16 protein-coding genes are annotated in these 19,570 nt (G+C 61.3%); 6 read left to right on the forward strand and 10 right to left on the reverse strand.

Annotation, left to right across the window (positions count from 1 at the left end; genetic code table 11):
* The first annotated feature begins 6 nt into the window (after positions 1-6).
* From ACLEJQ_RS14110 to ACLEJQ_RS14120, 3 genes are all read left to right on the forward strand, one after another.
* Entirely contained in the window at positions 7-2,142 is a 2,136-nt protein-coding gene (locus tag ACLEJQ_RS14110; RefSeq protein ID WP_440795923.1) for a type III effector, read from the forward strand.
* Between the two features lie 347 nt (positions 2,143-2,489).
* Positions 2,490-4,895: a penicillin acylase family protein gene (locus ACLEJQ_RS14115; protein WP_440795925.1), complete on the forward strand. Its 2,406-nt coding sequence runs from the start codon at positions 2,490-2,492 to the stop codon at positions 4,893-4,895.
* Positions 4,896-4,989: 94 nt separating this feature from the next.
* Positions 4,990-5,331: a carboxymuconolactone decarboxylase family protein gene (locus ACLEJQ_RS14120; protein WP_024780471.1), complete on the forward strand. Its 342-nt coding sequence runs from the start codon at positions 4,990-4,992 to the stop codon at positions 5,329-5,331.
* A 4-nt stretch (positions 5,332-5,335) separates the two neighbouring features.
* On the opposite strand, the gene ACLEJQ_RS14125 is transcribed toward ACLEJQ_RS14120, so the two are convergent.
* On the reverse strand, positions 5,336-6,301 hold the full coding sequence (locus ACLEJQ_RS14125; protein WP_440795928.1) for a GlxA family transcriptional regulator: 966 nt from the start codon (positions 6,299-6,301) through the stop codon (positions 5,336-5,338).
* A gap of 199 nt (positions 6,302-6,500) precedes the next feature.
* Here ACLEJQ_RS14125 and ACLEJQ_RS14130 point away from each other — a divergent pair, with 199 nt between their 5' ends.
* Entirely contained in the window at positions 6,501-7,142 is a 642-nt protein-coding gene (locus tag ACLEJQ_RS14130) for an HD domain-containing protein (RefSeq protein ID WP_440796179.1), read from the forward strand.
* A 230-nt stretch (positions 7,143-7,372) separates the two neighbouring features.
* Here ACLEJQ_RS14130 and ACLEJQ_RS14135 read toward each other — a convergent pair whose 3' ends face one another.
* The 8 genes from ACLEJQ_RS14135 to ACLEJQ_RS14170 form a co-directional block, all read right to left on the reverse strand.
* Positions 7,373-8,260 (reverse strand): ABC transporter permease subunit, encoded by an 888-nt coding sequence (locus tag ACLEJQ_RS14135; RefSeq protein ID WP_440795930.1) that lies wholly within the window; start codon positions 8,258-8,260, stop codon positions 7,373-7,375.
* Positions 8,257-9,177, reverse strand: coding sequence for an ABC transporter permease subunit (locus ACLEJQ_RS14140; protein WP_440795932.1), 921 nt, complete (start codon positions 9,175-9,177; stop codon positions 8,257-8,259). Before ACLEJQ_RS14140 ends, ACLEJQ_RS14135 begins: the two co-directional genes overlap by 4 nt.
* Complete coding sequence (locus tag ACLEJQ_RS14145; protein ID WP_440795934.1) at positions 9,174-10,316, reverse strand: ABC transporter ATP-binding protein; 1,143 nt, start codon at positions 10,314-10,316, stop codon at positions 9,174-9,176. The genes ACLEJQ_RS14140 and ACLEJQ_RS14145 overlap by 4 nt, the downstream gene beginning before the upstream one ends.
* Before the next feature lie 65 nt (positions 10,317-10,381).
* On the reverse strand, positions 10,382-11,479 hold the full coding sequence (locus ACLEJQ_RS14150) for a polyamine ABC transporter substrate-binding protein (RefSeq protein ID WP_440795936.1): 1,098 nt from the start codon (positions 11,477-11,479) through the stop codon (positions 10,382-10,384).
* Between the two features lie 184 nt (positions 11,480-11,663).
* Positions 11,664-12,776 carry a polyamine ABC transporter substrate-binding protein gene (locus tag ACLEJQ_RS14155; RefSeq protein ID WP_440795938.1) on the reverse strand — a complete coding sequence of 371 codons (1,113 nt, stop codon included), beginning with the start codon at positions 12,774-12,776 and terminating at the stop codon, positions 11,664-11,666.
* A gap of 193 nt (positions 12,777-12,969) precedes the next feature.
* Entirely contained in the window at positions 12,970-14,334 is a 1,365-nt protein-coding gene (locus ACLEJQ_RS14160; protein WP_440795939.1) for an aspartate aminotransferase family protein, read from the reverse strand.
* A gap of 58 nt (positions 14,335-14,392) precedes the next feature.
* Positions 14,393-15,751, reverse strand: a complete 1,359-nt coding sequence (locus ACLEJQ_RS14165) for a glutamine synthetase family protein (protein ID WP_440795941.1) — start codon at positions 15,749-15,751, stop codon at positions 14,393-14,395.
* A gap of 40 nt (positions 15,752-15,791) precedes the next feature.
* Positions 15,792-16,568: a gamma-glutamyl-gamma-aminobutyrate hydrolase family protein gene (locus ACLEJQ_RS14170; protein ID WP_440795943.1), complete on the reverse strand. Its 777-nt coding sequence runs from the start codon at positions 16,566-16,568 to the stop codon at positions 15,792-15,794.
* Positions 16,569-16,846: 278 nt separating this feature from the next.
* Between ACLEJQ_RS14170 and ACLEJQ_RS14175 the strand changes: the two genes are divergently transcribed.
* Positions 16,847-18,223: a glutamine synthetase family protein gene (locus tag ACLEJQ_RS14175; protein ID WP_304551690.1), complete on the forward strand. Its 1,377-nt coding sequence runs from the start codon at positions 16,847-16,849 to the stop codon at positions 18,221-18,223.
* A gap of 327 nt (positions 18,224-18,550) precedes the next feature.
* Entirely contained in the window at positions 18,551-19,189 is a 639-nt protein-coding gene (locus ACLEJQ_RS14180) for a TetR/AcrR family transcriptional regulator (RefSeq protein ID WP_440795946.1), read from the forward strand.
* A 144-nt stretch (positions 19,190-19,333) separates the two neighbouring features.
* On the opposite strand, the gene ACLEJQ_RS14185 is transcribed toward ACLEJQ_RS14180, so the two are convergent.
* Positions 19,334-19,549, reverse strand: a complete 216-nt coding sequence (locus ACLEJQ_RS14185; RefSeq protein ID WP_007928303.1) for a TOBE domain-containing protein — start codon at positions 19,547-19,549, stop codon at positions 19,334-19,336.
* Positions 19,550-19,570 lie beyond the last annotated feature (21 nt).

Raw genomic sequence — 19,570 nt, forward strand, 5'->3', positions numbered from 1 at the left:
AACACCATGGCAGATTTATCCGTAAGCCAGAACCAGGGCCTGGCGGCCCTGCGCCAACAACAGGACGATGAGATCAGACCGGTGAGCGCCAGCCTCGCCGAACAGGTCCGTCCCTCCACGACTCCCTTGGTGCCCTACCACTTCACCGGCAGCGCTACCGAATCGACGCAGCAGGCCTTCGCCAGCAAGAAGACCCGCCTGGAGGGGATGATCGGCAGGCTCGGCAAGAAGGACCCTGAAGCCGATCCCATCGGCTTTGCCCGGTCGCACATGACCCTGGAAGGCAAGGCATTGGGCTACGCGCCTGGAACGAGTTATCAGGACATGCACCAGCACCTGGCCGAGCTGGGCGGCAATACCCATCCGATGCTGTCGGGCCGCGAGGAAACCGCAGCCCTCACTGCCGACCTCAACGAATATTTGAGCAAGAGCGAAGAAGCACGGGACGCCAGCGGCGGCTTCAAAGCCGTCTGGGATGCCCACTGCGACCGCGTGGGCAACACCCTCGGGGCCTATCATTCGTTGTGCCAGGAAGTCATCGACAACTCCCAGGGACATGAGGACCTGCCTCACCTGGTCCGCAGCCACGCCGCCTTCCGGGGGTACGCCAAGGGTGTCATGAAATCCATGAGCGAGGAGATGCCTGCGCGCCTGAGCACGTTCCTGGATAGCCGTATCGCCCACGCGGAACAGGCCGCGAGCAACGATGCCCTGCCCAAGGCCGAGCAGGACAAGGCGCGCGATGATCTGGTCAAGTTGCAGGAAGTGCGTACGGAGCTCGGTGAGTTGCTCAAGAAGGATGAGGCCCAGCCAACCACCCCGACCGAGCTTGCTGAAGCGACCAAGAAAAACGAAGGGCTGGACACCGCCCTGAAGAACGTTGCGCGTCAGGACCATGTCGCCGAACTCAAGACCCAGACCGGCTTCGTCACCGGCCTGGCGGTCTTCGTCGATGCGGGAATTCCCCAGGGCGTCTCGTCCGCCGGCCACTTCGGCGCCAGCACCTCGGCCATCGATGAAGCGATGGCGGATTCGTCCTATGGCAAACATATCGCCGCGACCTCGACCGTCCTTGGAGCGGCTCACAAGGTGATCAGCGACGGCATTCGCCCGTTTGTCCAGGTGGTGGTCGACAAGACCATCGGCAAAGGCCTGGCCAAAGTCGACCCGCTGGCGGTATACCCCAAGCCCTTGCCAGACATCACCGTGGGCGGACGTCGGGTCGCCAACCCGGAATTCGCGGCGCTCGACGCTTCCCAGGCGCAGAAGCGCGACGAGTTCAAACTGAAACAGAATGCCAATAACTTTGGCACCTTGAGCGGTGACTTCACCGGTTACCTCGCCTTTGGCGCCGCCCATGCGGTGCGCGACACGCTGGACCAGTTCAGCTCGGTAAGCGCCTCGGGCATCGTTGCCCGCAGCGTGGCTTCCGCAGTAGGCGGCACCTTTATGGCGGGAGGCCAGGCCGTGGCGAAGTATGCGCAGACCCATGGCGACGAACAGATCCCGACCTACCGGGTCACCACCGAAAAGCGGGAATGGGGCGAGCTGCTGCCCAAGGCATTCTCCGAAGCTGCGGGCAAACTCCACCCCGCCAGCATGACCAACCTCAGCGACTACGCCAACCGGATCATCGGCGTCGGCGAAGGGATCGCCCTGCGAACCGCCGTGGGTGACGCGTCCGAGGCAGGCGATAACGCCACGGTGGAGGAAAAACTCGAACAGGTGGTCGCGACGTTCTTCAACTCCGGCCTGACCCTGTTCCCATTCTTTGCCAACAGCGTGGCAGCCCCGTTGGAAAACAAAGCGTTGGATCCAAACAAGGAGGACAAGCTCGCCCAACGTGCAAACGTACCGCTGCAAAACGTCCTGCATCCCAATCGTGACACCCTCCCCCACACCCAGCCGGAAGGCTTGCGGCGCAATCTGGAGAACACCTACCACGTGGCCCGCGGTTTTACACAGATCATTCCCCAGGTCGCTATCGCAGGCGTCAACAAGGGCACTGACAAGATCCAGCAAATGGCCACGAGATCCAGGAACCCGCCTGCGGGCGACAACCTCGAATTGGCCGAGCGCGGCCAGGCGAGACCCCAGGGCAATCCGCCTGGCGAAGCACAACCCAGCACGAGACCCGCCTGATGAAACCGTCGGGCCATCCTTCGATGGCTCGACGATCAACGGTTGAAATTCCCTCCTTTTACCGGCCGCAGGCGCGCCTGCGGTCGGCCCTCCTGACACACGCCGACTTACATCCCTTGCCCTTCGACAACAGCAGACGTGATCGTTGTCGCAATCAACGATAGCCTTGCGATGCCTGGCATCGGCCATTCGGTCGCCACCCTAGACTTTCCATCGCCTATACAGCGGCCCACCGGGCAGTCTGGAGAAAATCCCTCCAATGGACGATGCGCCGGGAAGCGGCCCTATGCTAAACAGGGAATCAACAGCGAGACGATGGACCGCTGTCATCAGAATAAGGAATCACCATGAAACGCACCCTCGTCGCCCTTCTGTCACTGGTCGTCACCGCTGTCATCGTCGCGGGTGGCTACCTCTACAGCAAGCAGCCCACCCGCCAGGGCACCGTGCAATTGCAAGGCTTGCATGGCTCGGTGACCGTGCGCTACGACGAGCGCGGCGTGCCGCATATCCGCGCCGAGAACGAAACCGATATGTACCGTGCCCTTGGCTACGTCCATGCCCAGGACCGGCTGTTCCAGATGGAAGTGTTGCGCCGGCTCGCCCGTGGTGAACTGGCCGAGGTGCTGGGCCCCAAACTGCTCGACACCGACAAGCTGATGCGCAGCCTGCGCATCCGCGAGCGGGCCGCGACCTATGTGGCCGAGCAGGACCGGCAGTCGCCGGCGTGGATCGCCATGCAGGCGTACCTGGACGGCATCAACGCCTACCAGGACAGCCACACCCGGCCGCTGGAATTCGATGTGCTGGGCATTCCCAAGCGTCCCTTTACTGCTGAAGACACGGTGAGCATCACCGGTTACATGGCCTACAGTTTTGCCGCGGCCTTTCGCACCGAACCGCTGCTGACCTACGTGCGCGACCAGCTGGGCGCCCACTACCTGGATATTTTCGATCTTGATTGGCAACCCCAGGGGGCGCTGGCCGAGAAGCGCGGGAGCAGCCTGCCGCTGGCCGCCCGCGACTGGAAAGACCTCAACGCCCTGGCCCGCCTGAGCGAGCAGGCCCTGGCCGAGCATGGCCTGCCGCAGTTCGAAGGCAGCAATGCCTGGGCGGTCTCCGGCAACCGCACTCATGGCGGCAAGCCGTTGTTGGCGGGCGATCCGCACATCCGCTTTTCGGCGCCCTCGGTGTGGTACGAAGCGCACCTGTCGGCGCCGGGCTTCGAGCTCTATGGGCATTACCAGGCGTTGATGCCCTTTGCGACGCTGGGCATGAACAAGGATTTCGGCTGGAGCATCACCATGTTCCAGAATGACGACCTGGACCTGATCGCCGAGAAGGTCAACCCGGAGAATCCCGAACAGGTCTGGTATCGCGGCCAATGGGTGGACATGACCCGCAGCGAACAGCAGATCGCGGTCAAGGGCCAGGCGCCGGTGACGCTGGTGCTGCGCCAGTCGCCCCATGGACCGATCGTCAACGATGTCCTCGGGGCGAATGCCGGCAAGACGCCGGTCGCCATGTGGTGGGGGTTCCTGGAGAGCCGCAACCCGATCCTCGAAGCGTTTTACCAGCTCAACCGCGCCGACACCCTTGCCAAGGCACGTGGTGCGTCATCCAGAATCCACGCCCCCGGACTGAATGTCGTATGGGCCAGTGCCAAGGGCGATATCGGTTGGTGGGCTGCGGCGCAATTGCCCAAGCGGCCCGCGGGCGTGAAGCCCGGTTTCATCCTCGACGGCAGCAGTCCGGAGGCTGACAAAGAGGGTTTCTATCCGTTCAGCAGCAACCCGCAGGAAGAAAACCCGACCCGGGGCTACATCATCTCGGCGAATTTCCAGCCGGTGGCGAGCAGCGGCATCGAGATCCCCGGGTACTACAACCTTGCCGACCGTGGTCAGCAACTGAACCTGCAGCTAAGCGACAAACAAGCGAAATGGGACCTCGAAACCACCCGAAAACTGCAACTGGGCACCACCACTGCCTACGGTCCGCGCTTGCTCGCGCCGCTGTTGCCGGTGCTGCGTGAGGTCGTCAGCGACCCGCAGGAACGCAAATGGGTCGAGCAACTGGCCCAATGGCCGGGTGATTACCCGGTGGATTCCATCAGCGCCACGCTGTTCAACCAGTTCCTGTTCAACCTGGCCGACGCAGCGCTGCACGATGAACTGGGCGATGGGTTTTTCGACACCGCGCTGTCGACCCGAGTGATCGACGCCGCCCTTCCACGTTTGGCGGCCGCCAAGGATTCGCCGTGGTGGGACGACCGGTCGACGCTGGGCACGGAAACCCGTGCCGACATCGTGGCAACGGCCTGGAACAAGAGCCTGGCGCACCTGAAGGCGACCTTCGGTAACGATGCCACGCAATGGCGGTGGGGCAAGGCGCACACCCTGACCCACGGTCATCCGTTGGGCATGCAGAAACCGCTGGACCGGCTCTTCAACATCGGCCCGTTTGCCGCCCCCGGTACCCATGAGGTACCCAACAATCTATCGGCGAAGATCGGCCCGGCCCCGTGGCCGGTGACCTATGGCCCGTCCACGCGACGCATCATCGACTTCGCGGACCCGACCCACAGCGTCACCGTCAACCCGGTCGGCCAGAGTGGCGTGCTGTTCGACAAACATTACCAGGATCAGGCCGAGGCCTATATCGAAGGCGTGTATCACCAGGCGCACCTGGCCGAGGTGGAAGTGACGGCGAACACTCACGGAACCCTGAAACTGCTGCCGGCCAGCACACAGTAGCGCTGCATTTCGTCGTGAAAACCGCTTGATCACCGCTGATGGTCAAGACTACAAGGGCTCCATGCCCTGCCCTCTCATTACAGGAGTCAATGCGATGTTCAACAACTGGTCCGAACTGCTGCCCACCATCAAGAGTGCCTTCGGCGCACTGGGCAAAAGCAACCCGAAAATGGTCAAGGCCTACATGGCCCTGGATGAAGCCGCCGCCGAAAACAACGTGCTCGACGCCAAGACTCGTGAACTGATTTCCATCGCCGTGGCCATTACCACTCGCTGCGACGGTTGCATCGGCGTGCATACCGACGCCGCCATCAAGGCCGGCGCCACCCGCGAGGAAATCGCCGCCACCCTGGCAACCGCGGTTTCGCTGAATGCTGGCGCGGCGTACATCTACTCGCTGCGGGCGCTGGAGGCTCATGACACGTTGAAGAAATGAGCGACTAGACCATCGCCGCGAAATTGAGCCTGAACTGCTGCGGCGTCACCCCCAGCCTGCGATTGAAGACGTTGCGCATGTGCTGGGCGTCGCGAAAGCCGCTCTGCCAGGCCACCGTCTTGAGCGGCGCGCGGGTGCTCTGCAGCATGACCCGCGCCGCGTCCACCCGGGCGCGCTCGACGAACTCCGCCGGGGTGACCTTGGCCTCCCGGGTGAACACCCGGGAGAAATTGCGCGGGCTCATGTTCGCGGCATTGGCCAGGCCGGTGATGCCCAAGTCACCATTCAGGTTCGCCAGGACATAGGCCTGGACCCGAGCCACGACGGACGAAGGCTCGACGTGGGGCGCGAGAAAAGGACTGAACTGCGATTGCCCGCCCGAACGCTGGGTAAACACCACCAGTCGCCTGGCAACACTCAGAGCCACGTCCGGGCCATGATCCTGTGCCAGCAGGAACAGCGACAGGTCGATCCCGGCAGTGACCCCGGCCGAGGTGTAGAGCGCGCCGTCCTGCACGTATAGACGATCTGCTTGTACCTGGGTGGAGGGGCACAGCTGCGCCAGTTCTGCGGCATCGCCCCAATGGGTAGTGACCGTTCGCCGCTCCAGCAAACCGGCCCGGGCGAGCATGAACGCACCATTGCAGATCGAGCCAAAGCGCAGCGCCCGTGCGCAGGCCTCACGCAGCCAGGCATCGAACGCCGCGCCGAAATCCATGGAGGGCAGGTGCGGTCCGCCGGCTACCAATAGCAGGTCGTACGCCTGCGTGGCATCACTGAAATGACGATGGGCATTGACCGACAAACCGTTGGAACAGGGCACCGCTCCCGGCTCGACCCCAATCACTTCAAGCCGATAGTGATCCTCTGGGGCCAGGAACCGATTGGCCTCGCAAAACACGTCCATGGGCCCGCTCACATCCAGCGACTGGACGCCGGCGAACACCACGACCGCAACGGTTTTTTCCATGAATACGCGCTTACCTTCGAATTGAATGGATCACAGCCTACGACACTTGCACCCTGGCCCATCCGCCACCAGGAAGTCACTTGGCACGAAATCGAGGCCTATTGGCACGGATCGCAGCCACGCCGCGATGGCTGGCGCGCATCCCGGCCTCCAGACTTGAATCCTCGGCGCCGCCCTGGCGCATCGTCAAGAGGAGAGCATCATGAACAGCATCGCCGGCATCAAGATTCCCGACAGCGCCCTTGCCCGCGCTACCACCGAGTACATCCGCGACGTTGAGTCCGATCTGCTGTATCACCACTCCCGCCGGGTATTTCTTTTCGGGGCCTTGAGCGGCCAGCGCCGCCAGTTGGCCTATAACCCGGAGCTGCTGTACGTCGGCGCGATGTTCCACGACATAGGCCTGGTGGAAGGCCATCGCAGCGATGATGAGCGTTTTGAAGTGGACGGAGCGAATGCTGCCGCAGCGTTTCTCAAACCCTATGGGCTGAGCGATGACGATATCGAACAGGTGTGGCTGTCCATCGCCCTGCACACCACACCGGGCATACCGAAACACCTGCGTCCCACCGTCGCCTTGGTGACCGCTGGGGTGGAAATGGATGTGCTGGGTATGGACTATGCCGCCTTCCCGCAAGCGCAGCGTGAAGCGGTGGTGCACGCTCATCCGCGTGGGGAGGGATTCAAGGAGTGCATCATTTGCACATTCGCCGACGGCTTGCGGCATCGCCCGCAGACGACCTTCGGCAATGTGAAGACCGATGTACTGGTGGATCAGGAGCCGGGGTTCAAGCCGATGAATTTTGTAGAAATCATCCGCACGTCTCCTTGGTATTCATAGCCCAGCTCGCGATGACGGCCGCACAGTCAACATCTCCATCGACTGCCCCACCGCTATCGCGAGCAAGCTCGCTCCCACAGTGGGGCGGCGGTGGAGTGCGATGCAGTGAACGACAAAAAACCCCGTGGGAGCGAGCCTGCTCGCGATGGCGTTGGCATATCCGATATCTTCATCGGCTGACTCACCGTCATCGCGAGCAAGCTCGCTCCCACATGGACCCCGCCTGGCCTCTAGGCCGACGCAGTTTCCGGCCGGCGTACCTGGGGTTGTTTCCAGGAGTCGGCAGCGCTTTCTTCGATGGCTTGCTGGATCGCGCGCTTGCGGTTTTCTTCGGCGCGGCGGCTGAAGTACCAGACGAGGAAGGTCACCAGGGACACGGCCAGCAGGATCAGGCTCGCCACGGCGTTGATTTCCGGCTTGACCCCCAGGCGTACCGCCGAGAACACTTCCATTGGCAACGTGGTCGAGCCAGGGCCGGAGACGAAGCTCGCCAGCACAAGGTCATCCAGCGACAAGGCGAACGACATCATGCCGCCCGCCGCCAGCGACGGCGCGATCATCGGGATGGTGATCAGGAAGAATACCTTCCATGGCCGCGCGCCCAGGTCCATGGCCGCCTCTTCGATGGACAGGTCCAGCTCACGCAGGCGCGCCGAGACCACCACCGCCACATAGGCCGCACAGAACGTGGTGTGGGCGATCCAGATGGTGACGATGCCGCGCTCCTGTGGCCAGCCGATCATCTGCGCCATCGCCACGAACAGCAGCAACAGCGACAGACCGGTGATCACTTCCGGCATCACCAACGGCGCGGTGACCAGGCCGCCGAACAGCGTGCGGCCCTTGAAGTGGGTGATGCGGGTCAGCACGAAGGCCGCCAGCGTACCCAGGGCCACCGCGGCAATCGCCGTGTAGCAGGCGATTTCCAGCGAGCGCAGCACCGATCCCATCAACTGAGTATTGTCCAGCAGGCCGACGTACCACTTGATCGACCAGCCGCCCCACACCGTCACCAGTTTCGAGGCGTTGAACGAATAGATCACCAGGATCAGCATCGGCGCGTAGATGAACAGCAAACCCAGCACCAGCATCAGGCTTGAAAAACTGAAGCGCTTCATTCCTTGCCCTCCATTTCCTTGGCCTGACTGCGGTTGAACAGGATGATAGGCACGATCAGGATCGCCAGCATCACCACCGCCAGGGCGGATGCCACCGGCCAGTCACGGTTGTTGAAGAATTCCTGCCACAGTACTTTGCCGATCATCAGGGTTTCCGGGCCGCCCAGCAGTTCCGGGATCACGAACTCGCCCACCACCGGGATGAACACCAGCATGCAGCCTGCGACTATGCCGTTCTTGGACAGCGGCACGGTGATTTTCCAGAAACTGTTGAACGTACTCGAGCCCAGGTCGGACGCGGCCTCCAGCAAGCTGGGGTCGTGTTTGACCAGGTTGGCGTACAGCGGCAGGATCATGAACGGCAGGTACGAGTAGACGACCCCGATATAGACCGCCAGGTTAGTGTTGAGGATTTGCAGCGGCTCGTCGATCCAGCCCATGCTCAGCAAAAAGCCGTTGAGCAGGCCGTTGTTGCTAAGAATGCCCATCCACGCATAGACGCGGATCAGGATCGCGGTCCAGGTCGGCATCATGATCAGCAGCACCAGCACCGTCTGCAGCTCTTTACGGGCGTTGGCGATGCCGTAGGCCATCGGATAACCGATCAGCAGGCACAGCACGGTGCTGATCAGCGCCATCTTCAGCGAACCGAGGTAGGCGGCAATGTACAGCTCATCGTCGCTGAGCATCACGTAGTTGCTGAAGTTGAGCAGCACTTGCAGCTTCTGGTCGACGTAGCTGTAGATCTCGGTGTACGGCGGAATGGCGACGTCGGCTTCGGCGAAACTGATCTTCAACACGATGAAGAACGGCAGCATGAAGAACAGGAACAGCCAGATGAAAGGCACCCCGATGACCAGTTGACGGCCACCGGGCGTTATTCGGTCGAGTCGGCGTTTGAATTTGCGCATGTTCATGAGCGAAGTACCACGCCGCTGTCGTCTTCCCACCAGACGTACACCTGATCGCCCCAGGTCGGCCGCTGGCCGCGGCGTTCGGCGTTGGCGACGAACGATTGCACCAGCTTGCCGCTCGGCAGCTCGACGTAGAACACCGAGTGGCCGCCCAGGTAGGCAATGTCATGGACCTTGCCGCTGGACCAGTTGTAATCGCAGGTCGGCTGCTCGGCGGTGACCAACAGTTTTTCCGGGCGAATGGCGTAGGTCACGGACTTGTCCTGCACCGAAGTGCTGATGCCGTGGCCGACGTAGATCCCGCGATCCAGGTCCTTGCAGGTCAACACCGCGTGCCCTTCGGCGTCGTCCACCACTTCGGTCTCGAAGATGTTGACGTTGCCGATGAACTCGCAGACCAGCCGACTGGTCGGGGTCTCGTAGATGTCGATCGGGCTGCCGATCTGGGCGATCCAGCCCAGGTGCATGATCGCGATGCGCTCGGCCATGGTCATGGCCTCTTCCTGGTCGTGGGTCACCATCACGCAGGTCACGCCGACCCGCTCGATGATCTCCACCAGTTCCAGCTGCATCTGCGAGCGCAGCTTCTTGTCCAGGGCGCCCATGGGTTCATCGAGCAGCAACAGCTTGGGCCGCTTGGCCAGGGAGCGGGCCAGGGCCACACGCTGGCGCTGGCCGCCGGAGAGTTGGTGCGGCTTGCGCTTGGCGTACTGGCTCATCTGCACCAGCTTGAGCATTTCCGCGACGCGGGCCTCGATCTCAGGCTTGGGGATCTTGTCCTGTTGCAGGCCGAAGGCGATGTTCTGCGCCACGGTCATGTGCGGGAACAGCGCGTAGGACTGGAACATCATGTTGATCGGCCGCTCGTACGGCGGCATGTCGGTGATGTCCACACCGTCGAGGAAAATGCGCCCCTCCGTGGGCCGTTCGAACCCCGCCAGCATCCGCAGCAAGGTGGATTTGCCTGATCCCGAGCCGCCGAGCAAGGCGAAGATTTCGCCTTTCTTGATCTCCAGGGACACATCGTCCACGGCAATCGTCTCGTCGAACTTCTTCGTGACCCGGTCGATCTTGACCAGCACCTGCTTGGGTGTCTGGTCGCCCTCGAGGGCTTTCTTATAGGCGCCGGAGGCAACTGCCATTTACGAAACTCCCACAGAATTTGCAGTTCGCCCCACGCGGACGAACCTTGGTTATGCGTTTAGCGTTATTTGCCCGACTTGACCTTGGTCCAGCTGCGGGTCATCAGGCGTTGGATCTTGGGCGGCAACTCGGAATTGACGTAGAGCTTGTCGACCACCGCCTGCGGTGGATAGACCGCTTCATCGGTGCGCACTTTTTGGTCCATCAGCTCGCCGGCCTTGGGGTTCGGGTTGGCGTAACCGACGACGTCACTGACCTGGGCGATCACCTCAGGCTTGAGCACATAGTTGATGAACGCGTGGGCCTCCTTGACGTTGGTGGCGTCGCGTGGGATCGCCAGCATGTCGAACCAGAGGTTGCCGCCTTCCTTGGGGATCACGTAGGCGATCTCGACGCCCTTGCCGGCTTCGCTGGCACGCGAGCGGGCCTGGAAGATGTCGCCGGAGAAGCCGGCGGCCACGCAGATCTCGCCATTGGCCAGGTCGGAAATGTATTTGGAGGAATTGAAGTAGGTCACGTAGGGCCGGATCTTGAGCAACTGGGCCTCGGCCTTCTTGTAGTCCTCAGGATCTTCGCTGTTGGGGTTCAAGCCCAGGTAGTTGAGCATCGCCGGGATCATTTCATCACCCGAATCGAGGAAAGACACCCCGCAACTGGAGAGCTTCTTGATGTTTTGCGGCTCGAACAGCATGGCCCAGGAGTCGATCTTGTCGACACCCAGCACCGCCTTGACCTTCTCGACGTTATAGCCGATGCCGTTGGTGCCCCACAGGTAAGGCACAGCGTACTGATTACCCGGGTCGTTGCGCTCCAGGCGCTTGAGGAGCGCAGGATCGAGGTTGGCGTAATTCGGCAACTGTGCCTTGTCGAGCTTCTGGAACGCCCCGGCCTTGATCTGCTTGCCCAGGAAGTGGTTGGACGGCACGACCACGTCATACCCGGTACGGCCGGCCAGCAGCTTGCCTTCCAGGGTTTCGTTGGAATCGAACACGTCATACACCGGCTTGATACCGGTGGCTTTTTCGAAATCCGCCAGGGTGGTCTCGCCGATGTAGTCCGACCAGTTATAAATATGCACGGTGGAAGCAGCCTGGACGCTGACGGCGAGCGTCAGGCCGGCGCCGACCAGCAAGGCGTTGCGTAACAAAGAAAAGACTGGCACGTGGAGGTCCTCTATATAGTCGGGCCCAAGTTGCCCCCCGTTACCTGGCCATCAAGGGCCCTGCAACAAAACCGGCGCGCAACTTACCCTCGATAAACCGATCCAGCAAAACTTTTATTATTGAATGTGTTCCTGTTGTCGCCGCCGCGATGACCGCGACAACAGGAAAGTGCTTCAGGCCGGCTTATTTACCGGATTTGATCTTGGTCCAGCTGCGGGTCAGGATCCGCTGGGTCGCCGGCGGCAGGTCGCTGATCGCATAGAGTTTGGCTTTGACTTCATCCGTCGGGTAGATGTTCGAATCACCTGAGATGTCCTTGTCCACCAACGCCGTAGCGGCTTTGTTGCCGTTCGGGAAACGGACGTTGTTGGTGATTTCGGCCATGATTTCCGGCTTCAGCAAGAAGTTCATGTACTGGTAGGCCGCATCGACGTTCTCGGCGTCCTTGGGAATGGCGACCATGTCGTAGAACGAACCGGCACCTTCTTTCGGAATGGCGTAGGCCACTTTGACCTTGCCACCGGCTTCGGCAGCGCGGGACTTGGACTGCTCGATATCACCCGAGTAACCCACGGCCACGCAGATGTTGCCGTTGGCCAGGTCGGAAATGTACTTGGACGAGTGGAAATAGCCGATCGAAGGACGGATCTTGAGGAACAGCGCTTCGGCGTCAGCCAGTTGTTTCTTGTCCTGGCTGTCGGTCGGATAGCCCAGGTAATGCAGCGCCACCGGGATCATCTCGGTCGGCGAATCGAGGAAGCTCACGCCGCAGCCCTTGAGCTTGGCGATGTTTTCCGGCTTGAGCAGGGTGTCCCAGGAATCGATCTTGTCGACGCCCAGCGCGGCCTTGACCTTCTCAGGGTTATAGCCGATGCCGATGGTACCCCACATGTAAGGGAAGGCATGCTGGTTGCCCTTGTCGCTGGCGTCGCCAACGGCCTTGAGCAGGTCGGTGTCGAGGTTCTTCCAGTTCGGCAGCTTGGACTTGTCCAGCGGCTGGTAGACGCCGGCCTTGATCTGCTTGGCCAGGAAGTTGTTCGACGGCACCACGATGTCATAACCGGACTTGCCGGCCAGCAACTTGGCTTCCAGGGTCTCGTTGCTGTCGAACACGTCGTAGACCACTTTGATCCCCGACTCTTTCTCGAACTTGGCGACGGTGTCCGGCGCAATGTAGTCGGACCAGTTGTAGACGTGCAGCACTTTGTCTTCCGCCTGGACGGCCCCCGCCATCACCCCCATCAGGGACATGGCCAGGAGGGTCTTGCCAGCTATCTTCTTACCTAATGCGTTCATGCCTAATGCCTTCATGAATAATGCTCCAGTTATTCTTTTTAGCGCCACGTTCAGTAACCGGCTCGCGGGCAACTTGAACAGCACGGTAGTCTGGCAAGTTACGGGGCAGGCTTTCAACAAGCCCAGCCTTTTATTCACACCGGGTGAGGCCCTTGAAGGCGCCTCGCACAGAGCCTCGCACAGAGCCTAGCACTTAGCCTTGCAATGCACTGAGGGTCAGGTCCAGGCAATGCCGAGCCTTGCTCACCAGTTCGTCGATCTCGGCCTTGCTGATGACCAGCGGCGGCGCAATGATCATGGTGTCGCCCACCGCGCGCATGATCAGCCCGTTATCGAAGCAGAACTGCCGGCAGATCATGCCTACGCCCTTGCCTTCGTAGCGCTTGCGCGTGGCCTTGTCCTGGACCAGCTCGATCGCCCCCAGCAAACCGACGCCGCGCACTTCACCCACCAGCGGATGATCGTTCAGTTCCCGCAAACGTTTCTGCAAATAGGGTGCCGTTTCGTCGTGGACCCGCTCGATGATCTTCTCATCGCGCAGGATACGGATGTTTTCCAGGGCCACCGCCGCCGCCACCGGGTGGCCGGAATAGGTAAAGCCGTGGTTGAAGTCGCCACCTTCGTTGAGCACCGCGACCACATCATCACGCACGATCAGCCCGCCCATGGGGATGTAACCGGAGGTCAGGCCCTTGGCGATGGTCATCATGTGCGGTTTCAGATCGTAGAAATCGGTACCGAACCACTCGCCGGTACGGCCGAAACCGCAGATCACTTCGTCAGCTACGAACAGAATGTCGTACTTGGCGAGGATCTCCTTGACCCGCGGCCAGTAACTCTCCGGCGGCACGATCACCCCGCCCGCGCCCTGGATCGGCTCGGCGATGAAGGCGCCGACGTTGTCCACGCCGACCTCCAGGATCTTTTCTTCCAACTGGTTGGCCGCCCACACGCCGAATTCTTCCGGGCTCATGTTGCCGCCTTCGCCGAACCAGTAGGGCTGGGCGATATGGACGATGCCCGGGATCGGCAGATCGCCCTGTTCGTGCATGTACGTCATGCCGCCCAGGCTCGCGCCGGCCACGGTCGAACCGTGGTAACCATTCTTGCGGCTGATGATGACTTTCTTGTTCGGCTGGCCCTTGATCGCCCAGTAGTGGCGGACCATGCGCAGCATGGTGTCGTTGCCCTCGGAGCCGGAGCCGGTGAAGAACACGTGGTTCATGCCTTCAGGGGCGATGTCGGCGATGGCTTTGGACAATTCCAGCGCTGGCGGGTGAGCGGTCTGGAAGAACAGGTTGTAGTACGGCAGCTCGCGCATCTGTTGACTGGCGGCGTCGGCCAGTTCGTCGCGACCGTAGCCGACAGCCACGCACCAGAGACCGGCCATGCCGTCGAGGATCTGGTTGCCTTCACTGTCCCAGAGATAGACGCCCTTGGCGCGGGTGATGATGCGCGGCCCTTTCTCCTTGAGTTGCTTGAAATCACTGAATGGCGCCAGGTGGTGATCGCTGCTCAAGGCTTGCCATTCACGGGTTTGCGGGTTGTTACCGGTCATGCCGATTCTCCTTTTATATCGGTGGGGGCGAGACAGCGCCGCTGTCTCGCCCGGCGCCTCAGACGGCAAAGAGCAGGAATTCCCGCTCCCACGAACTGATGACGCGCTTGAAGTTTTCATGCTCGGCCCGCTTGACCGCGACGTAGCCGGTGATGAATTTCTTGCCCAGGTATTTCTCGATGGTCGCGCTGTTTTCCATGCGCTCCAGGGCGTCTTCAATGGTCAGCGGCAGGCGCAGGTTGCGACGCTCATAACCGCGCCCCACCACCGGCGCACTCGGGTTGATGCCTTCGACCATGCCGATGAAGCCACACAGCAGGCTGGCGGCAATTGCCAGGTACGGGTTGGCGTCGGCGCCCGGCAGGCGATTTTCCACCCGGCGGTTCTGTGGCACGGCGTCCGGCACGCGCAGGCCGACGGTGCGGTTCTCTTCGCCCCACTCCACGTTCACCGGCGCCGAAGTGTCCGGCAGGAAGCGGCGGAACGAGTTGACGTTGGGGGCGAACAGCGGCAACAGCTCGGGAATGAACTTCTGCAGGCCGCCGATGTGGTGCAGGAACAGGTCGCTCATGGTCCCGTCTTCATTGGAGAAGACGTTCTTGCCGGTTTCCTTGTCGATGATGCTCTGGTGCAGGTGCATCGCACTGCCCGGCTCGCCGGTCATGGGCTTGGCCATGAAGGTCGCGGCCACGTTGTGCTTGAGCGCCGCCTCGCGCATGGTGCGCTTGAACACCAGGATCTGGTCGGCCAGGGACAGCGCGTCGCCGTGACGGAAGTTGATTTCCATCTGCGCCGTGCCGTCTTCGTGAATCAAGGTGTCGAGGTCCAGCTCCTGCAATTCGCACCAGTCGTAGACGTCTTCGAACAGCGGGTCGAATTCGTTGGCCGCTTCGATCGAGAACGACTGGCGACCGGTTTCCGGGCGACCGGAGCGGCCCACGGGCGGTTGCAACGGGAAGTCCGGGTCGTCGCTGCGCTTGGTCAGGTAGAACTCCATTTCCGGCGCGACAATCGGCTGCCAGCCCTTGCCGGCGTAGAGCTTGAGCACCTTCTTGAGCACGTTGCGCGGCGACAGCTCGATGGGGTTGCCCTGCTTGTCGTAGGAATCGTGGATCACCTGAGCGGTGGGCTCGATGGCCCAGGGCACCAGGAACACTGCGTTTTCGTCCGGGCGGCACATCATGTCGATGTCGGCGGGGTCGAGCAGTTCGTAATAGATGTCGTCTTCGACATAGTCGCCCGTCACGGTCTGGAGCAGGACGCTCTCGGGCAGGCGCATGCCTTTCTCGGCGATGAACTTGTTGGTCGGCGAGATCTTGCCCCGGGTGATGCCGGTCAGGTCGCCAATCATGCATTCGACTTCTGTGATCTTGTGGTCTTTCAACCAATCGGTGAGCTGGTCGAGGTTGTTACTCATAAATGCCTCTAGGCGTGAGTTTCCTGACGGCTATTAGTCGTCAGGCGTTGTTTGACGCATCGGCGTCGCGTTGTGTTGCCCTTGCTCGGCAGGCATCGCCAAATGCCTGGAAAATCGCAAGGTAGTGCGGGTTGGAGCTTACCGCCCATTCGGGGTGCCATTGCACTCCTAAAGCAAAAGCCTTGCCCTGTATAACCGAAACAGCCTCGATCAGGCCATCCGGCGCCAGCGCCTCGACCCGCAACCCCGGTGCCAGACGCTCGATGCCCTGGCCGTGGATCGAGTTGACATCGATCAGTGCCGGCAGGCCCAGGCCGGCGAGAATACCGCCCGGCTGGATATGCATGGCGTGGGCCGGACCGTACTGGACGTCCACCGCCTGGGTGTCGTCTTCACGGTGATCGATAAAGGTTCCGACTTCATGAACTTTCTGATGCAGGCTGCCGCCAAAGGCTACGTTCATTTCCTGGAAACCGCGGCAAATACCCAGCACCGGTACACCTGCCTCGACAGCGGCGCGAATCAGCGGCAGGGTGGTGGCGTCCCGTGCAGGATCATGAGCAGTGCCTGGCGCACTGGCCGGGCCCTGGTAATGAAAAGGTTCTACATTGGAAGGAGAGCCGGTGAAAAGCAGGCCATCCAGGGCGTCCAGAATATCGGACGGCGGGACCAGGTCCGCGAGGGAAGGAATCAGCAGGGGCAGGCCCTTGGCGGCCGTTGCGACAGCTCGTGAATACTTGTCGCCGCTGACGTGATACGCATGCAGACCGATCTGCCTGGAGCAGGTGGTAACGCCGATTAACGGCAGGCGAGACATGAAGCACCCCGGTATTATTGCTGTTATGGGTTTGAATCGAGCTTAGCCTTGTTCATTTTTTTACACAACACCCCCGTAAAAAATACAACACGGCCCGCTCAAGCCTGCGGGCGCCAAGCCCTCTAAAGGGAAAAAAACGCCCTAAATTGCCCCAAAAAAGCCCAGCAAGTGCTTTTTTAGGGCAAAAAAGGCCCTGCTTGACTTCGGCATGCCGTTCGGGTTGACTGGGTTTCGAAAAGATCAATGATTGATATTTTTAACAACAAAGGTGTTGCATCATGTCGGTACCCCCGCGTGCCGTTCAGCTTAACGAAGCGAACGCGTTCCTTAAGGAACATCCTGAGGTTCTGTACGTTGACCTTCTGATTGCGGATATGAATGGTGTGGTGCGCGGCAAGCGCATCGAACGCACCAGCCTCCACAAGGTTTACGAGAAAGGCATCAACCTGCCGGCCTCCCTCTTTGCCCTGGACATCAACGGCTCGACAGTGGAAAGCACTGGCCTGGGCCTGGATATCGGCGATGCCGACCGCATCTGCTATCCGATCCCCGGCACCCTGTCCAACGAACCCTGGCAGAAGCGCCCTACCGCGCAGTTGCTGATGACCATGCACGAGCTCGAAGGCGAGCCCTTCTTCGCCGACCCGCGTGAAGTCCTGCGCCAGGTCGTGACCAAGTTCGATGAGCTGGGCCTGACCATCTGCGCCGCCTTCGAACTGGAGTTCTACCTGATCGACCAGGAGAACGTGAATGGCCGCCCACAGCCGCCCCGCTCACCGATCTCCGGCAAACGCCCGCACTCGACCCAGGTCTACCTGATCGACGACCTCGACGAATACGTCGACTGCCTCCAGGACATCCTGGAAGGAGCCAAGGAGCAAGGCATTCCTGCCGATGCCATCGTCAAGGAAAGTGCTCCGGCGCAGTTCGAAGTGAACCTGCATCACGTGGCCGACCCGATCAAGGCCTGCGACTATGCGGTACTGCTCAAGCGCCTGATCAAGAACATCGCCTACGACCATGAAATGGACACCACCTTCATGGCCAAGCCGTATCCGGGCCAGGCGGGCAATGGTCTGCACGTTCACATTTCGGTCCTGGACAAAGACGGCAAGAACATCTTTGCCAGCGAGGATCCCGAGCAGAACGCCGCGCTGCGTCACGCGATCGGCGGTGTGCTCGAGACCCTGCCCGCGCAGATGGCCTTCCTCTGCCCGAACGTCAACTCCTACCGGCGCTTCGGCGCACAGTTCTACGTGCCGAACTCACCGACCTGGGGCCTGGACAACCGAACCGTGGCCTTGCGCGTACCCACCGGCTCCGCCGATGCCGTGCGCCTGGAACACCGCGTGGCCGGCGCCGACGCCAACCCGTACCTGCTGATGGCTTCCGTATTGGCTGGCGTACACCATGGCCTGGTCAACAAGATCGAGCCCGGCGCCCCGGTGGAAGGCAACAGCTACGAGCAGAATGAGCAAAGCCTGCCGAACAACCTGCGCGATGCCCTGCGCGAGCTGGACGACAGCGAAGTCATGGCCAAGTACATCGATCCGAAATACATCGATATCTTCGTGGCCTGCAAGGAAAGCGAACTGGAGGAGTTCGAACACTCCATCTCCGACCTTGAGTACAACTGGTACCTGCATACCGTGTAAGCGGTGGTGGTAAGAAGAAACGCCGCAGGCCTTCACGGGCTGCGGCGTTTTTTATGGCTGTTCAATCCAGATGATGAATTGGCTGCCTCCACAATGGTCCGGCCAGACACAAGACCGTGGCGAGGGAGCTTGCTCCCGCTGGGCTGCGCAGCAGCCCCAAAAAAGCTTGATCGATCAACTTCAAACACCGCGGCGACTGATTTAGGGGCTGCCTCGCAGCCCAGCGGGAGCAAGCTCCCTCGCCACAGGGATTTTTTCCTCACATACGCCGCTATGGACCCTCCGCTCGCTCTGCGTACAATGCCCGCAGTCCCGCAGGAGCCCTCCATGACGCGCATCGCCACCCCTCGCAAACCCCGCGCACGCAGCCAGGCCCGGATCGATTCGATTCTCGATGCCGCCCGTACGCTGCTTGCCGCCGAAGGCGTGGCCAGCCTGTCGATCTACAGCGTCGCCGAGCGCGCCGCGATTCCGCCCTCCTCCGTCTATCACTTCTTCGCCAGCGTCCCGGCCCTGCTCCAAGCTCTGACCGCCGATGTCCATGCAGCCTTTCGTGCATGCCTGCAGGCGCCGATCGACCACACAGCACTGCACCATTGGCGTGACCTCTCGCGCCTGGTGGAGCAGCGCATGCTCACCATCTACAGCCAGGACGCCGCCGCTCGCCAATTGATCCTGGCCCAGCACGGCCTGACCGAAGTCACCCAGGCCGACCGCCAGCACGACCTCGAACTGGGCGAGCTGATGCACAAACTGTTCGACCGCCATTTCGAGCTGCCGACCCTGCCCACCGACATCGACGTCTTCGCCCTGGCCATGGAACTGGGCGACCGCGTCTACGCCCGCTCGGTACAACAACACGAGCAGATCACCCCGCGAATGGCCGAGGAAGGCATGCGGGTATTCGATGCGTACCTGGGGTTGTACCTGCCGCCCTACCTGCCCAAGCGACACGCCATCGGCTGATGCCCCGTGGGAGCAAAGCTCGCTCGACGGTCATGCCCAATCGCCAGCAAGCTTTGCTTCCACCGATTTAACGACGTTTGATCCTTCATCCATAGAAAAGCCCCAGAGGGCTCACGCCGTCCGGGGCTGCGGGTAAAGCATCGCTCACAACTTGGCGATCGACACCTCGGTGGATTTAACGAAAGCGATGACTTCGCTACCGATGGCCAGCTCAAGCTCCCTGACCGAACGGGTGGTGATGACCGAAGTGACGATGCCGGAAGCGGTCTGCACGTCGATTTCCGAGAGCACGTCGCCTTCGACGATTTCTTTGATGGTGCCTTTGAACTGGTTGCGTACGTTGATGGCTTTGATAGTCATGTTATTTCTCCTGGGGTCGAA

The organism is Pseudomonas sp. SMV71 (assembly GCF_052042015.1).
Classification (GTDB): Bacteria; Pseudomonadota; Gammaproteobacteria; order Pseudomonadales; family Pseudomonadaceae; genus Aquipseudomonas.

Excerpts from the sequence above, each read along its gene's own strand:
- ACLEJQ_RS14110 (WP_440795923.1), top strand. The coding sequence starts at position 7 with ATGGCAGATTTATCCGTAAGCCAGAACCAGGGCCTGGCGGCCCTGCGC.
- ACLEJQ_RS14115 (WP_440795925.1), top strand. The coding sequence starts at position 2,490 with ATGAAACGCACCCTCGTCGCCCTTCTGTCACTGGTCGTCACCGCTGTC.
- ACLEJQ_RS14120 (WP_024780471.1), top strand. The coding sequence starts at position 4,990 with ATGTTCAACAACTGGTCCGAACTGCTGCCCACCATCAAGAGTGCCTTC.
- ACLEJQ_RS14125 (WP_440795928.1), bottom strand. The coding sequence starts at position 6,301 with ATGGAAAAAACCGTTGCGGTCGTGGTGTTCGCCGGCGTCCAGTCGCTG.
- ACLEJQ_RS14135 (WP_440795930.1), bottom strand. The coding sequence starts at position 8,260 with ATGAAGCGCTTCAGTTTTTCAAGCCTGATGCTGGTGCTGGGTTTGCTG.
- ACLEJQ_RS14140 (WP_440795932.1), bottom strand. The coding sequence starts at position 9,177 with ATGAACATGCGCAAATTCAAACGCCGACTCGACCGAATAACGCCCGGT.
- ACLEJQ_RS14145 (WP_440795934.1), bottom strand. The coding sequence starts at position 10,316 with ATGGCAGTTGCCTCCGGCGCCTATAAGAAAGCCCTCGAGGGCGACCAG.
- ACLEJQ_RS14155 (WP_440795938.1), bottom strand. The coding sequence starts at position 12,776 with ATGAACGCATTAGGTAAGAAGATAGCTGGCAAGACCCTCCTGGCCATG.
- ACLEJQ_RS14160 (WP_440795939.1), bottom strand. The coding sequence starts at position 14,334 with ATGACCGGTAACAACCCGCAAACCCGTGAATGGCAAGCCTTGAGCAGC.
- ACLEJQ_RS14165 (WP_440795941.1), bottom strand. The coding sequence starts at position 15,751 with ATGAGTAACAACCTCGACCAGCTCACCGATTGGTTGAAAGACCACAAG.
- ACLEJQ_RS14170 (WP_440795943.1), bottom strand. The coding sequence starts at position 16,568 with ATGTCTCGCCTGCCGTTAATCGGCGTTACCACCTGCTCCAGGCAGATC.
- ACLEJQ_RS14175 (WP_304551690.1), top strand. The coding sequence starts at position 16,847 with ATGTCGGTACCCCCGCGTGCCGTTCAGCTTAACGAAGCGAACGCGTTC.
- ACLEJQ_RS14180 (WP_440795946.1), top strand. The coding sequence starts at position 18,551 with ATGACGCGCATCGCCACCCCTCGCAAACCCCGCGCACGCAGCCAGGCC.
- ACLEJQ_RS14185 (WP_007928303.1), bottom strand. The coding sequence starts at position 19,549 with ATGACTATCAAAGCCATCAACGTACGCAACCAGTTCAAAGGCACCATC.